11 protein-coding genes are annotated in these 15,520 nt (G+C 67.7%); 4 read left to right on the forward strand and 7 right to left on the reverse strand.

What is annotated here, in order from left to right; translation table 11 throughout:
* Positions 1 to 11: 11 nt before the first annotated feature.
* From L1O02_RS16270 to L1O02_RS16285, 4 genes are all read left to right on the forward strand, one after another.
* Positions 12 to 1,220, forward strand: coding sequence for an LLM class flavin-dependent oxidoreductase (locus L1O02_RS16270; RefSeq protein WP_108543580.1), 1,209 nt, complete (start codon positions 12 to 14; stop codon positions 1,218 to 1,220).
* Between the two features lie 4 nt (positions 1,221 to 1,224).
* Complete coding sequence (locus L1O02_RS16275) at positions 1,225 to 2,814, forward strand: ABC transporter substrate-binding protein (RefSeq protein ID WP_108543578.1); 1,590 nt, start codon at positions 1,225 to 1,227, stop codon at positions 2,812 to 2,814.
* 464 nt (positions 2,815 to 3,278) lie between these two features.
* Positions 3,279 to 5,861, forward strand: coding sequence for a TonB-dependent receptor plug domain-containing protein (locus L1O02_RS16280; RefSeq protein WP_108543577.1), 2,583 nt, complete (start codon positions 3,279 to 3,281; stop codon positions 5,859 to 5,861).
* A 36-nt stretch (positions 5,862 to 5,897) separates the two neighbouring features.
* The gene (locus tag L1O02_RS16285) at positions 5,898 to 6,992 is read left to right on the forward strand and encodes an LLM class flavin-dependent oxidoreductase (RefSeq protein ID WP_235758295.1); all 1,095 of its coding nucleotides are present in this window, start codon (positions 5,898 to 5,900) and stop codon (positions 6,990 to 6,992) included.
* 484 nt (positions 6,993 to 7,476) lie between these two features.
* Here L1O02_RS16285 and L1O02_RS16290 read toward each other — a convergent pair whose 3' ends face one another.
* The 7 genes from L1O02_RS16290 to L1O02_RS16320 form a co-directional block, all read right to left on the reverse strand.
* Complete coding sequence (locus L1O02_RS16290) at positions 7,477 to 7,944, reverse strand: transposase (RefSeq protein WP_108543571.1); 468 nt, start codon at positions 7,942 to 7,944, stop codon at positions 7,477 to 7,479.
* A 192-nt stretch (positions 7,945 to 8,136) separates the two neighbouring features.
* Positions 8,137 to 9,924, reverse strand: coding sequence for an ABC transporter ATP-binding protein (locus tag L1O02_RS16295; RefSeq protein ID WP_108543569.1), 1,788 nt, complete (start codon positions 9,922 to 9,924; stop codon positions 8,137 to 8,139).
* The gene (locus L1O02_RS16300) at positions 9,921 to 10,763 is read right to left on the reverse strand and encodes an ABC transporter permease (RefSeq protein ID WP_129406041.1); all 843 of its coding nucleotides are present in this window, start codon (positions 10,761 to 10,763) and stop codon (positions 9,921 to 9,923) included. Before L1O02_RS16300 ends, L1O02_RS16295 begins: the two co-directional genes overlap by 4 nt.
* A 23-nt stretch (positions 10,764 to 10,786) precedes the next feature.
* Positions 10,787 to 11,848 carry an ABC transporter permease gene (locus L1O02_RS16305; protein WP_108543567.1) on the reverse strand — a complete coding sequence of 354 codons (1,062 nt, stop codon included), beginning with the start codon at positions 11,846 to 11,848 and terminating at the stop codon, positions 10,787 to 10,789.
* A complete protein-coding gene (locus tag L1O02_RS16310) occupies positions 11,841 to 13,412 on the reverse strand; it encodes an ABC transporter substrate-binding protein (protein ID WP_108543565.1) in 1,572 nt (523 codons plus the stop codon). The genes L1O02_RS16305 and L1O02_RS16310 overlap by 8 nt, the downstream gene beginning before the upstream one ends.
* A gap of 10 nt (positions 13,413 to 13,422) precedes the next feature.
* Positions 13,423 to 14,622, reverse strand: coding sequence for an LLM class flavin-dependent oxidoreductase (locus L1O02_RS16315; RefSeq protein ID WP_108543563.1), 1,200 nt, complete (start codon positions 14,620 to 14,622; stop codon positions 13,423 to 13,425).
* Between the two features lie 168 nt (positions 14,623 to 14,790).
* The gene (locus tag L1O02_RS16320) at positions 14,791 to 15,519 is read right to left on the reverse strand and encodes a class II aldolase/adducin family protein (protein ID WP_235758297.1); all 729 of its coding nucleotides are present in this window, start codon (positions 15,517 to 15,519) and stop codon (positions 14,791 to 14,793) included.
* Position 15,520: the final 1 nt, after the last annotated feature.

A 15,520-nucleotide genomic window follows, 5' to 3' on the forward strand; every position in this document is an offset into this window, starting at 1 on the left:
GAGGCCTTTCCATGAGCATCGAATTCTTCACCCGCCTGCCCCTGCACGGCGAAACCCAGTTCCTCCCCGGCGACCCACGCAACCGCGGCGACTGGCACCGCGGCGGTCCCAGCACCGGCGCCGTTTCCAGCTTCAGTGTCGGTGATCACTTCACCTACATCGACTACCTCGGGCAGATCGCCCGGGCCGCCGAGATCAACGGTTTCGGTGGTGCACTGATGGTCAACGCGCCCTCCGGCGAAGAGCCCTGGACCGTGTGCTCGCTGCTGGCCCGAGAAACCCGCACCCTGAAGTTCGTCACCGCCTTCCAGCCCTACCACTACACCCCCTGGGTCGCGGTGCAGCAGGCCGCCACCTACCAGCGCGCCACCGGCAACCGCCTGGTGTGGAACATCATCAACGGTGGCTCGGACGCGATTCAGCGCCAGGTCGGTGACTTCAGCGACCACGATGAGCGCTATGCCCGCGCCACCGAGTTCATGGATGTGGTCAAGGGCTTCTGGCACCACGAGAACTTCCACTACGAAGGTCGCTTCTATCGCGCCGAAGGCGGCGGCCTGCGCGGCCCGCTGAAGAAGGCCGAATTGCCGCTGATCTGCACCGCCGGCTCCTCCATCGTCGCCCGCGAGTTCGCCGCCAAGCATGCCGACTTCTACCTGATGCGGGCCGAGCACCCGGAGGAAATCGCCGCGCTGATCGCCGACATCCGCGAGCGGGCCCTCAAGTACGGGCGCAGCGACATTCGCTTCGGCCTGTCGATCGACGTCATCACCCGGGAAACCGAGGAGCTGGCGCGCACCGAAGCCAAGCGCTTCTTCGACGAAGGCATCGCCAAGGGTGCGGTCAAGGCCGTGGCCGCCCATGCCGGGCTGCGCACGGCGCGCAAGCTCAGCTACGAAAACCAATTCGCGCAGAAAACCGAAACCCAGGGCTTCGACGACTTCTTCATCCACCCCAATGTCTGGACCGGTTTCGGCTACATCGGCATCCCGCCGGGCTGCGCGCTGGTGGGCAGCTACGAAAACGTGGTGGCGCGGATCCGCGAATACCACGCCATCGGCATCGACCTGTTCTTCCTCGCCGGCTACCCGCACCTGGAAGAGGCCTATCGCCTGGGCGAGCACATCCTGCCGCACTTTCGCGGCGAACGCGCAACCCTCGGCCGCCACCCCGAAGCGCCGCTGGAGCTGCGCAGCGCCAACGGCCCGGCCGGAGCCTGATGCCATGAGCCAGGACTTCGGGTCTTTGAGCCGCCGCCGCTTCCTCGGCCACAGCGCACTGTTCGGCGGCGGCTTGCTGCTGGGCAGCAGCCTGCTGGCCGGCTGCGATGCGGACCACACCAGCACCCCGGGCGCGGCCTCCGACGCCGGCAATCAACCGCGCTACGGCGGGCGCCTGCGCCTGGGCATTCTCGACGGCAACCAGAGCGGCAACCTGGATGCCCACAAGCCCATCGGCAGCGGCATCGTCCGAGGCTTTGCGCTGTACAGCAAACTCTGGGAATGGGACGAGCAGATGCAGCCGCGCCTGGCCCTGGCCGAGTTCGCCGAACCCAATGCCGATGCCAGCAGCTGGACCCTGCGCCTGCGCCAGGGCCTGGAATTCCACCACGGCAAGAGCATCGACGCCGATGACCTGATCTTCTCCATCCGCCGCCTCACCGACCCGCAACTGGCCTCGCCCTACGCCGCGCTGCTGCACTGGGTCGATCGCGACCACCTGCAAAAGCTCGACGAGCGCACCGTGCGCCTGCGCTTTCGCGAGGGCCGCAGCTACATGCCCCTGGCGGAAACCTGGGTCAACTTCGGTGGCATCGTCCCGGTGGACTACCACCCGGTGACCAACCCGGTGGGCGCCGGCCCCTATAAGCTGAAAAGCTTCACCCCGGGCCAGCGCTCGCTGTTCACCCGCTTCGCCAACTACTACAAGGACGGCCAGCCCTACGCCGACGAACTGGAGATCATCGACTTCAAGGACCAGGTGGCACGCCTGGCGGCCCTGCGTTCCGGGCAGATCGACATGGCCAACGTGATGCCCACCGAACAGCTGCCAGTGCTGCAACGGGACCCGCGGGTGCGCCTGCTCAAATCGGTGACCGGCAACTGGCTGTCCTTCGACATGAACCTGGACAAGCCGCCGTTCAACGATCCCCGGGTGCGTGAGGCGTTCCGCCTGCTGGCCGACCGCGAGGAGCTGGTACGCCGCGCCCTCAATGGCCAGGGCCGGGTGGCCAACGACCTCTACGCCCCCAGCGACCCGACCTTCAACCACAGCCTGGGCCCGCGCCCCCACGACCCGCAGCGCGCCGCGCAACTGCTCAAGGAGGCCGGGCAGGAGAACCTCGAACTGGAACTGGTGACCACCCCGGGCCCGGGCCTGACCTCGGCTCTGGTCCTGGCGGAGCAGGCCAAGCGCATCGGCGTGACCCTCAAGGTCAGGCAGGTGGACCTGGCGACCTTCCAGGGCCCGCAGCGCAACGACTGGACCCTGAGCACCGGTGGCAGCATCGGTGCACCCTTCCTGGCCAGCGCGATCCACACCGACGCGCCCTTTGCCGTGTCCAACAAGACCCACTTCAACGACCCGCAATTCAACGAAGTGTTTCTGGCGGCCATGGCCCAGCCCGACCTGGAACGCCGCAAGGCCCTGGTGCACCAGGCCCAGCAGATCCAGTACGAACGGGGCGGGATGCTGATCTGGGGCTACGCCGATTTGCTCGACAGCGTCTCCAGCCGCGTGGGCGGTGCCCGGGAAGAACAGTCGCTGTTCAGCACCTGGCGTTTCGAAAGGTTGTGGCTCAACGACAGCGCCTGACCCACCGCCCACCGTAGGAGCTGGCTTGCCAGCGAAGACGCCCGCAAGAGCACCGCCAACCTCCAGGCCCTCTTCGCCGGCAAGCCGGCTCCTACAAGGAACCACCGCAACCGCCACACAACCCGTAGGAGCTGGCTTGCCAGCGAAGGCGCCCACAAGAGCACCGCCAACCTCCAGGCCCTTTCGCCGGCAAGCCGGCTCCTACAAGGAACCACCGCAACCGCCACACAACCCGTAGGAGCTGGCTTGCCAGCGAAGACGCCCACAAGAGCACCGCCAACCTCCAGGCCCTCTTCGCCGGCAAGCCGGCTCCTACAAGGAACCACCGCAACCGCCACACAACCCGTAGGAGCTGGCTTGCCAGCGAAGGCGCCCACAAGAGCACCGCGAGCCTCCAGGCCCCTTTCGCCGGCAAGCCCGCTCCTGCAGAACACCCATGCGATTCAATATGAGGCTCATGCGCCATGCCCTCCAACGCCTTCGCTCGCCCCGCATTCGGCCCGGCCCTGGCCGTAGTGATGTTTTCTCCCCTGGCCTCGCCGCTGTACGCCGCCGATACCCAGCTGCAAACCGTCACCGTCCAGGCCAGCAGCAGCCAGTCCGACGACGATGCCCTGCCCACCCGACCGCCGACTTCGGTGTATGGCGGCACCGAAACCAAGGTGCTCGATACGCCACGCTCGGTGACCCAGATCAACGCCGAGCAACTGGCCAACGACCCGATCCGCAGCGCCGACGACCTGGTCAAGTACGCCCCGGGCATCACCCGCGGCGGCGGGCAGAACGCCGGCATCGCCCCGCAGTTCCGCGCCCAGGGCTCCGAAGTGTTCCAGGACGGGCAGCGCGCCTACGGTGTGCGCCATCCGGCCAACTTCAATGCCTACGAGGGGGCGGACATCGTCGCCGGCCCGTCCTCGGTAACCTACGGTTCGGTGTCCGGCAGTGGCGGCTACGTCAACTACCTGAGCAAGAAACCCGATTTCAGCGGTTTCAAGACCCGCCTTGGCGGCGAACTCGGCGCCTGGGTGCCGGACGGCCAATCCCGGGATTCGCGCAAGTTCAGCATCGACAACACCGGTCCCCTGAGCGACCAGCTGGCCTACCGGGTCAGCATCACCCAGCAGCGCCAGCAGGACTACTACGACAACGTCGACAACAACTTCGACGCCTTCTACGGAGCCCTGGCCTGGCGCAACGACAACCTGCGGGTGGACTGGAACGCCAGCTACGACAACTACTACGACTACAACATCACCCACGGCTGGAACCGCGCCACCCAGCCACTGGTGAACAGCGGCCAGTACTACGCCGGACGCGCCACGCCGATCATCCAGAACGGCAACACCCTGTGGTCGCCGGTGCTGGCCTCCGGCGCCGCCGATGCCCCGACCCTGGGCTGGGTGCAGCGCCAGCGCAACGCCCAGGGCCAGTACAGCGTGGTCGACGGCAGCTTCCAGGCCGCCTCGCCCAACACCCAGGCCAGCCCCGGCAGCCTGCGCGGCTGGGTCTACGACCCGAACCTGGCGGGCAATGGCCTGACCTCGCTGTCGCCCCAGGCCGGTCAGCGCAGCGAGGACCAGAACAGCTCGCGGCGCTTCACCACCCAGTTGCGCATCGAGGGCGACCTGTCCCCCGGCGTGACCCTGGCCAACAGCACCTTCTACCAGCGCTCCAGGGACCTGACCGATGCCGTCGGCGCCTTCCAGGTGCAATCCAAGGACAACCTGCTGGACAACCGTTTCGAACTGCGCTCGCGCAATGAAACCGGGCTCGGCGGCCTGACCCTGCGGGACGACAGCAACAGCGGGCTGATCTACCGCCGCGAGTTCAACCAGTCGATCGCCGCCAACAACAGCTTCGGTTCCACCATCAATGCCTATGACCTGACCCTGGACCCTTCGGGCAAGAACCCCGGCGACCTGCTGGGGCTGAGCGCCAGCAACCCCGCCGGCGGCAACGGCGCCTGGATCGGCCAGCCCGGGGTGCCCCAATACTCCAGGTACTACGGCTGGCTCAACCTGGCGGCCATGTACCCCGCCGGCCACGGCCTGTACGCCGAGTCCGTGGCGCCCTATACCGCCGAAAGCACCTGGACCACCAAGACCCTGTTCAGCCAGCACAACCTGCGTCTGGGTGAACGCCTGGGCCTGAACATCGGCGCCAGCCGCAGCTGGATCGACGCCCGGATCGACAACCCCTTCGTCCTTGCCGGTGGCCACTCGCGGCGCGACAGCGACAACTATCGATTATTCGCCTTCCAGGTCAGCCCCTACATCAAGCCCACCGAGAACAGCACCCTGTACTACACCTTCGACCGCTCCCTGGCGGTCAACACCGGGTTCTTCTCCAACGGCCTGGGCTGGGGCAGCGGCAGCGGCGCCAACCAGCTCAACCCCCTGGCCTTCCAGAGCCTTAGCGTGCTGCATGAAGTGGGGCTCAAGGTCGAGGCCATACCCGACCAGCTGTTCATGACCCTGGCCACCTTCAAGCAGGCCCGCGACCAGTCACCGGACAGCAACAACAACATCGCCCGGCTGATCATCAAGGGCACCGAGGCGACCCTGCGCTACCAGCCGGACAACCACCTGCGCAGTGGTCTGAACCTGTCCCGGCTCAGCGCCTACAACGAGTTCACCTCCCAGGCCGGCTTCGCGTCCGCCGGTTTCATCGCCGACAACGGCACCGTGTTCGGCGACAACAACAGCCTCAACCAACGACCCTCCGGGCGCTTCGATGCCGTGCAGATTCCCGAGTACACCGCCAGCGGCTACCTCGACTACCGCTTCGACTCGGGCTTTGGCGCCGAGCTCTCGGGCTGGTGGACCAGCAGCTGGTACCTGAACCTGAGCAAGACCGTGAAGATCCCCGACGAATACAACCTCGACCTGGCCCTGTACTACCGCCAGCCGCAGTGGAGCACCACCTTGCGCGTGCTCAACCTGACCAACGAGTTGAACTTCGTCAGCGGCCTGGCCGGTTCCACCAACACCTTCCTGCAACCCATGCCCGGACGCACCGTGCTGGCCCAGGTGGACTACCGCTTCTAAGCAGCCCCTTGTCTCTCACCCCCAGGAAATCCCTCTATGAGCATCGAATTCGTCGGCATGATCTTCCCCCGTCAATGGTCCGAAACCCGCGGCATACGCAGCCCGGACTTCGACCTGGAGTTCATCCGCCAGCACGCCCGCGCCCATGAACACGCCGGCTTCGACCGGGTGCTGATCGCCAGCGGCCCGGGCAGCGCCGACAGCCTGCAGATCGCCGCCTACGCCGCGGCCCACACCGAGCGCCTGGGCTTCATGATTGCCCACCGCCCGGCCCTCAGCGCCCCCACGGTGGCCGCCCGGGCCTTCGCCACCCTGGACCACACCACCGGCGGCGGGCGCATCCGCCTGAATGCGATTACCGGCATCACCGCCGAACCCCAGGAAGGCGACACCTTGCTGGACAAGACCGAACGCTATAAACGCACCGACGAATACCTGGAGATCGTGCGACGCACCTGGACCGCCGAGGAGCCCTTCGACTTCGAAGGCCGCTACTTCACGCTCAAGGGCGCCTTCTCTCCGGTGAAACCACTGCAACAGCCGCACATACCGATCTCCTTCGGCGGCTCGTCGGACATCGCCTACCAAATCGCGGTCAAGCACGCCGATCTCTATGCCCTGTGGGGCGAGCCGCTGGACGGCGTGGCGGAACAGATCGGCAAGCTCAAGGCCGCCGCCCGCGCCGCAGGGGTGACCGCGCCCAGGGTCAGCCTGTCGGTGCGCTTGATCCTGGGCGCCACCGAAGAACTGGCCTGGCAACGGGCCGAGCGGATCCTCGCGCAGATCCAGGCTAACCCGCAGTTCGCCGCCGGCAGCCCGTGGCAGAAGCGCCTCAAGGGCACCGGCTCCGAACGCCTGCTGGCGGCCGCGGCCCGCGGCGACCGCCACGACCGCGCGCTGTGGATGCCCACCGCCACCGCGGTCGGTGCCTACGGCGACACCACCGCCCTGGTGGGCACCCCGGAAACCGTGGCCCAGGCCCTGCTGGACTACGTCGACCTGGGCGTGACCACCTTCCTCAATCGCGGTTACGACCCCTACTACGACACCATCGACTACGGCCGCTGGATCATCCCCGCGGTCCGCGAAGCCGCCGCCCGCCGATCCCCCTCCCCCCACCCTGCCGTGTAGGAGCTGGCTTGCCAGCGAAGGCGTCCGCAAGAGCAACACCCGACTCACGGGCCTCTTCGCCGGCAAGCCGGCTCCTACATGCAAAACCACACGCGGCACAGACCCGGTAGGAGCTGGCTTGCCAGCGAAGACATCCGCAAGAGCAACACCCGGCTCACGGGCCTCTTCGCCGGCAAGCCGGCTCCTACATGCAAAACCACACGCGGCACAGACCCGGTAGGAGCTGGCTTGCCAGCGAAGACGTCCGCAAGAGCAACACCCGGCTCACGGGCCTCTTCGCCGGCAAGCCGGCTCCTACATGCAAAACCACACGCGGCGCAGACCCGGTAGGAGCTGGCTTGCCAGCGAAGACGTCCGCAAGAGCAACACCCGGCTCACGGGCCTCTTCGCCGGCAAGCCGGCTCCTACATGCAAAACCACGCACGGCGCAGACTCGGTAGGAGCTGGCTTGCCAGCGAAGACGTCCGCAAGAGCAACACCCGACTCAGGAATCCTTCAGCCACACGGCGTCCCACAGGGGGTAGTCGTGCAGGCGGGTGACAAGGCCGGCGCGAATCGGGTTGGCGATGAGGTAGCGGGCCACCACGCGCAGGTCCTCGTCACGACGCAGGGCGCGATCGTGGTAGCCCTTTTGCCAAAGCCGACCGCTGCGTTGCAGGTGGGCGTTGATCTCCCGTGCGCTGCAGGACTTGATCCGGCGCATCAGGGCCGCCAATAAGCAACCGCCCAGTTCCAGCAGCCAGTGAAGATGATCCGGCATCACCACCCAGGCCAGGGAATGGGCCAACCCTTGCCGCTGGGCCTGACGCAGTTGCCACACCAGCAGGCGGCCGATGCGCCAATCGTCGAAGCACCGCTCACGGCAGTGGGTCACCGCGGTGAGCAGGTAGATCTGGCCGGTTTGCGAGTAGCGTGCGGTACGCAGTCGGTTGCCGTGAAAACGCTGGAGCATGGTGTTGCCCTCCGAATGCTCGGTTCACAGGGGAAGGCTAATGCGTGGGGACGCTTGCGGCGGGGAGTTGTGGATCGGGGTGTTTCTGTGAGGGCCCATTCGCCGGCAAGCGGGCTCCTACGGGTGCGCGCAGGCCTTGTAGGAGCTGGCTGGCCAGCAAAAACGGCGCAATTGCCGCAGAAGATGTCGCCGTCAGCCCAGCCGCGGCGAGTTGTCCAGCAGGCTCTGGGTGTAGGCCGCTTCGGGCCGGTCCAGCACCTGCTCCAGCGTGCCCTGCTCCACCACTCGCCCGTGCTGGAGCACCAGCACCCGGTCGGCGATGGCGCGCACCACCCCCAGGTCATGGGTGACGAACAGCAAGGTCAGCCCCTCCTCCTGCAGTTGCCGCAGCAAGGCCAGGATCGAGGCCTGTACCGAGACGTCCAGGGCCGAGGTGACCTCATCGCAGATCAACAGCGTCGGCTCGCACACCAGCGCCCGGGCAATCGCCACCCGTTGGCGTTCCCCGCCGGACAGGCTGTGGGGGTACTGGTCGGCCAGGGCCGGCGACAGCGATACCCGTTGCAGCACCGCGTTCACCCGGGCCCGGGCCTGGTCGCCCTTGATGCCGAAAAAATGCGCCAGCGGCGCGCTCAGGGTCTGGTACAGGGTGTGACGCGGGTTCAGCGCCCGGTAGGGGTTCTGGAAGATGTACTGGATCTGGTGCCGCCGCCCCTTGTCGCGCTGCCGGGCAGACAGGCTCAGGGGCTGGCCGGCATAGCGCACCCGGCCTTCGGCGTTCTCCCCCAGCCCGGCCAGGGCCCGGGCCAGGCTGGTCTTGCCGGAGCCGGATTCGCCCACCAGGGCCAGGCACTCGCCCGGCGCCACCTGCAGCGAGACGTCAAACAGCACCTGGCGATCGTAGGCGACGCTCAGCCCTTGCACCTCCAGCAACGGCGGCGCACCGTCCGGCTGCCGCGGCCGGTCGGACAACAGCGGCTGCGGCTCAGTCAGCGGGTGCCGGTGCGGGTCGATGCAGGCTACCTGAACCTCGCCGGACAACGGCTGCAGGGCCGGTTCCGCCAGGGTGCATGGCGCGCTGCGCCGAGGGCAGCGGGCCGCAAAGGCACAACCGCTGGGCCGCTGCCCGGGTGCCGGGGCCTGCCCGGGAATCGCCAGCAGCGGCCGGCGCCGGCCGACATCGGGAATCGCCGCCAGCAGCCCCCGGGTATAGGGATGGGCCGGCTGGCGAAACAGCGCCTCGCGGCTGGCGCTTTCAACGATGCGCCCGGCGTACATCACCAGCACCCGATCCACCAGGTCCTTGATCACCGCCAGATCGTGGGACACGTAGATCGCCGCCACCCCCAGGCTTTTGCACAGGCGGCGCAAGGTGGCGAGGATGTGCGCCTGGGTGGTCACGTCCAGGGCCGTGGTCGGCTCGTCGAGCACGATCAGTTGCGGACGCAGAACGAAGGCCAGGGCCAGCATCACCCGCTGCTGCTGGCCTCCGGACAGTTGGTGAGGGAAGCGCCGCAAAAACTCGGGGTCGCTCGGCAGCCCCACCTCCTGCAAGGTGTCGTGAATGCGCTGGCGCTGCGCGTCGCGGTCCAGATGCAACTGATGCACCGCCAGGGTTTCCCCTAGCAACTCGGCGATGCGCAGCGCCGGGTTGAGGGCGGTTGCCGGGTCCTGGGCGACATAGCCGATCAGGCTGCCCCGGGCGCGGCGCAGGGTATCGCCGCCCAGTTCCAGCAACGACTGCCCGGCCACCTCGACCCGACCGCCGACAATCCGCGCACCCTGTCGGGCATGGGCCAGCAGGGCCGTGGCCAGGGTGGTCTTGCCCGAACCCGACTCTCCCACCAGGCCGAGGATCTCCCCGGCAGCAACCTTGAACGACACCCCCGACAACACATCGGCGCCGCTATCCAGCTCCACCCGCAAGGCCTGGACCTGCAGCACCCCGGCTTCCCGGGCAACCTGTACCACGGCGTTCATGGGCGCTTCTCCCCGATCCGCGCCCGGCTGCGGCCAATGCCCTCGGCGAGGATATTGGTGCCATAGGCGAAGACCCCGATCAGCAAGGCCGGCGCCAGCACCGCCCAGGGCTGGACCAGCAGGCCGGCCTGGTTTTCATTGATCATCAGCCCCCAGTCGGCGGCCGGCGGCGCCACCCCGTAACCGAGAAAGCTCAGGCCCGAAAGCATGCCCACGCCCCAGGTCAGCAGGTTGCCGAAGTGCACCAGCAAGGGCGTGAGGATGTTCGGCAGGATCTCGCCAAACACGATCCGCCAGCGCGAGTACCCCATCATCTGCGCCGCCTCGACAAACTCCTGCCCGGCCACCGCCACCGCACTGCCCCGGGCCAGACGCACCACCCCGGGGGTGAAGGCAATGGCCACGGTGAGCACGATCAGCCAGGGCGCGCGGCCCAGCATGGAGACGATCAGCAGCACCAGGATCAGATCGGGAAAGGCCAGGGACACATCCGCCAGCCAACTGATCGCCTGATCCAGGCGCCGCCGCGACAGGCCGGCCAGCAGGCCCAGGGTGGTGCCCACCAGCAAGGCGATGCCGGCCGCAGCCAGGGACATCCACAACACCGACAGGCCGCCGCTGAGCAGCCGTGACAGCACGTCATGGCCCAGAAAGTCGTAGCCCAGCCAGGCCCCGGCGCCGGGGGCGCCATACACCGGGCCAAGCATCTCGGTGCTGCCCCGGGGCGCGAGCCAGGGCCCCAGCAGGGCCAGCAGCACCACCAGCAGGGTGATCAGGGCGCCCTTGCGGGTTTGCGGCTCGGTGGGCCATGGACGGGAAATCGTCGGGAAATCGCTCATGCATCAGTTCTCATGCTGCAGGTTCAGGGGGCCTTGGGCGCCGAACGGCGCCACCAGGGCTGGATGCCGCGCCGGTTGCGGCGAATCAGGCTGACCCGCCTCGCCGTGCGCAACTTGGGGGTCAACAGCACGGTCGCCAGGTCCGCCAGCAGGTTGATCAGCACCACCGCCAGGGTGATCACCAGGACGATGCCCTGGATCATCGGCAGGTCGCGCATCTGGATCGCCGAATTGAGCGAGGTGCCGATGCCCGGGTAGCTGAACACCACCTCCGCCAGCAGTGCCCCGCCGATCAGGGTGCGCAGGGTCAGGGCCACGCCCTGGATCGCCGGCACCAGGGCATTGGGCAAGGTGTGGCGCCAGACGATGCGCCTCTCGGGAATGCCCCGCAGCCGCGCGGCGATCACGTAGTCCGACTCCAGGGCCTCGATCATCGCCGCGCGCACCATGCGCGTCAGGTAGGGCAACGCCGACAGGCCAAGGGCCAGCACCGGCAGCACCAGGAACGGCAACTGGCGCCACAGCGACAACTGCGGATCGAGGATCGACACCGCCGGCAGCAGGTCCATGTGCGGCATGGAGAACAGCAGTACCAGGGCGATGGCCAGGAGAAAGCCCGGAGTCGCCTTGAGCAGGATCAGCAGCGACAGGCTCCAGCGATCCAGGCGGCTGTCGCGGCGCAGGGCCAGGGTCACCCCCAGCAGCAGCGCCGCCGGCACCACCAGCGCCATGACCCCGGCCAGCAGCGCCAGGGTATAGCCCAGGCGTGCGAAGACAATCCCGGCCACGGGGGCATCGGAGTCCAGGGATCGTCCCAGGTCGCCGCGAAGGGTCTGCCCCAGCCAGTGCAGGTATTGCTCCAGCAGCGGCCGGTCCAGCCCCAGTTGCCGTTGCAGGGTGAGGATACTGTCCAGCGGCGCGTCGGGGCCGAGGATCACCCGCGCCGGGTCCGAGGGCAGCGCCTGGGTGGCGATGAACACCACCAGGCTGATGACCCAGGCCGTGAGCAGGCCGTAGCCCAGGCGGCCGATGAACCAGGACAGCCAGGCCGGGGTGCGGGGAGTCTTGCGGCAAGCATCAGGCATGGTTCAACCACATGTCGTCAAAGCGCCAGGAGGCGAAGGTTGTCTGTTCCGGCACCAGGCCGCCGACCCGCACCGAGGCGGCGTCCAGCACGTCGTTGAAGCCCCAGATCAGCAGGCCGCCGCGCTGGTGCTGGATGAGCTGGGCTTCGTGCACCAGTAGCCGACGCTGTTCCAGGTCGGGCTGGGCCAGGGCCTGGCGGTACAGCTCGGCAAAGCGCGGGTCGTGGAAGTTGCTGCGGTTGTAGATGGCCTGGGGGGCATCGTTGTGCAGCGCCGAAGCGAGAAAGCCCCGGGCCGGCGTGCTCCCCGGCGACAGCGACCAGTTTTCCCGCTGCGGGCCGTTGAACAGCGATCCGTCGACCTGGGTCACCTTGATCTCGACCCCGGCCTTCTTCGCCTGCTGGGCGAACACCAGGGCCGCGTTGACCCCCGGCCCCGGGGGCGTGGTCAGCTCCACCCGCAGATCGCTCTGCCCGGCCTGACGCAGCAGCGAGCGGGCCTGCTCCAGGTCATGGGGGCGCTGGGCAATGCCGTGGTTGTAGGTGGGGTCGTGGGGCGAATACAGGTCGTTGGCGATCCGCCCGAAGCCATTGAGGCCACGGTCCAGCAGTTCCTGACGGTCGGCCAGCAGGCGGAACGCCTGGCGCACCCGCACATCCTGGAACGGCGCCTTGGCCAGATTCAGGTTGAAGCCGGTAAAGGAGGTGCTTGGCGAGGCATAGAAGCGCAGCCGTGGATCGGCCCGGAACAAGGCACTGTGCTCGGCCTGCACGCCACTGGCCACGTCGATCTGCCCGGCGCGCAGGGCCGCCGCCCGCGACACCTGGTCCTTGAACTCGATGATCTCCAACTCGTCGGCATAGGGCTGCCCGGGCTTGTAGTAATTCTCGAAGCGGCTGTACAGCGAGCGCTGGCCGGGAATGAAGCGCTTGAGCCTGTAGGGCCCGGCGCCCACCGGGTTGGTCTGCGGGTGGTAGTCGGTGGGCACGATGCCGCCGAAACTGATCAGGGTTTCGTCCAGGGGAAAGAAGCTCTGGCCCTCCTTGAAGCGGATCTCGATGGTGCGCTCATCGCGCTTGCGCAGGGCCTGGCGGTCGATGGCCGCCACCAGCCCGGCAAACGGCGAGGCCAGTTGCGGATCGGTCAGGCGCAGGATGGAAAACAGCATGTCGTCGGCGCCGATGCTCTTGCCGTGGTGAAACTCCAGCCCCGGCTTGATGCGGATGGTCCAGGCGCTGGCGTCGGCGTTGGGCTCGGCGAACTCCGCCAGGGCCAGCCGGGTGCTGACGTCCGGGTTCCATTCCCAGAACTTGCTGTACAGCGCCCAGCCGCGAATGATCCCGCCGCCCACCGGCTTGTGGGCGTCGAGGTTGCCGGACTGGTCGCCATCGATGATCCCCACCCGCAGGCGTCCGCCGCGCTGCGGCGTGCTGGCAAGCAGCGCCGCATCAAGCGGCGCCGCGCCGCCATCGCAGCCGCTGAGCAGGCTGCCGCCCAGCAGCAGGCCGCCACCGACGGCCAGGGAATGGCCGAGAAACTCCCGACGGGAGAAGACTTCGCTCATGGCGCGCTCCTCAGGCCGGCTCGGCGGCTGGTGCGGGCTGCCGGGGCGCCGGGCTGACACCCAGGCGCGGCACCTCGAAGCCGTGGTCCAGGTCCAGCAGCGGGAACAGCAGGTCCGCCACCCGGTGAGCTTCATCGATCAACGGGAAGCCCGACAGGATGAAGGCCGAGGTGCCCTGCTCTTCGTACTCGCGAATGCGTTCGGCCACTTGCTTGGCGCTGCCCACCAGGTAGGTACCAGCGGCCGGTCCGAGGATGTTGAAACCGAACAGGCTGGGACCGAGCCAGACATTGGGGTAGATCTCCAGGTCCCGGGCCTTGGGCAGGCGCCCGGCGCGGATCGTTTCCAGGTTGCGCTGAATCTGCGGGTCGTCGCTGTGGAAGCTGTCCAGGGTTTGCCCGGGGGGCAACTGGCGTTCGATGGAGGCCCGGGCGGTCTGCAACGAAGTGCGCTGCAACAGCGCCTCGGCGTGGGCCCAGGCCTCCTCCTCGGTGTCCCTGACGATGATCTGCAGGCGCGTGCCGAAGGTCAGCTCACGGCCGATCTTCGCCGCCTCGGCGGCCACCTTGCGGAACTTCTCGCCGAGCTTGGGCGGGGTGTTGGCGAAGCTCAGGTACACGTCGAGCAACTGCACCGAATGGGCCACCCCCGGGCCGGAGGTGCCGGCGCCCCACAGCGGAATGCCGGGGCGTTGCCGGGGCGCATGCCAGCCGCCCAGGGGATGATCGGCCGCCGCCGGGGCGCGCGGCGCCAGCTTGACGTAGCGGCCGTCGTAGCCCTCGGTGTCGCCGGCGTAAAAGCCCTGGAAGGCCCGCCAGTACTCCAGGCTGAAGTCGTAGCGCTCATCGTGGGGATAGTGCACCCCCAGGGTGGCCAGCCCGGCGTCACTGCCATTGACCACGTTGAACAGCAGACGGCCGTTGGAGAACTGATCGAAGGTCAGCGCCCACTTGGCCAGCACCGCCGGCGACAACTCACCCGGATGCTGCGCCACCAGAAAGCGCAGACGCTGGGTGGCATCGATCAACGCCGCCGAGACGGCCAGGCTTTCATTGGGGCTGGAGCCCAGCAACGAGCCGTAGTAACCCAGGCGGTCGCTGGCCACCGCCAGTTGCTTGAGGTGCTGGAAATCGGTGTTCCAGCGCCCTTGTGGTTCCCAGGGATAGGGGCCGTCGGGGGTGGTGAGGTACCAGAGAATCTTGACTGCCATGCGCTTGCTCCTTGAATGATTGAATCCTGTCCTGCCTGCGCTGCCCTGTAGGAGCCGGCTTGCCGGCGAACAGGCCCTTGAGCCTGGCGCCGCTCCTCGCGACGCCTTCGCTGGCAAGCCAGCTCCTACGCAAGCCGAGGCCCGCGCCGTGGCGCTGTGGGTTGCGGGTCAGCGACGGTCGATGCCGGGCACCAGGCCCAGTTCGGTGGCGCGCTCGTACAGGCCGCTCATCTTCCATTGCTGGGTCAGTACCCCCGGGCCGTAGGGCCGGGAACCGCCCAGGGCATCGGCCAGCAGTTGCAGTTGCGCGCCCTCTTCCAACAGCAGGATGAATTCCGCCGTGGCCCGCAGGCCCTGTTTGCCCCACACCGTGGAGCCGCCATTGGCTTCGAGGATCGCCAGGTTGAAGGGGTTCTGGGCAATGCTGTCGAGGATGAAATCCACCTCGGGCTGGCGCCGATCGATGTACACCGGCAACTCCCGGGCCAGCTGGTAGCGCTGCACCGGCACGTAATGAAACGGCAGGGTCCGGTGGGTCTGGGCCCAGGCCCCCAGGTACGGCGAGTGCACGTGGGACACGGTGGTGATGTCGGCATGCTCCTGGAACAGCTTGGTGTAGCGCCCCAGGCCGCCCTTGCCCTGGCCGAGGATGACCTGGCCGGCAAAGTCGGTGACCGTGGCCTGCAGTGGCTTGCGGTAGTTCCACGGGCCACCGTAGTTCACCGACACCAGCAATTCCTGGCCCGGCACCCGCTCGATGAAGCCCACGGTGCCGTTGGCGGTGATGGTCCGGGTTTCGCGGAACACGGTGAACGCCTGTTCGGCCTCCAGCAGCACCTGATCGACGAAGGCCTGCAGTTCCTGGGTGATGGGTTGTGGGTTGAGCAATGCGGTCATG

Source organism: Pseudomonas sp. BC42 (assembly GCF_021560055.1).
In the GTDB taxonomy this organism is placed as follows: Bacteria; Pseudomonadota; Gammaproteobacteria; order Pseudomonadales; family Pseudomonadaceae; genus Aquipseudomonas.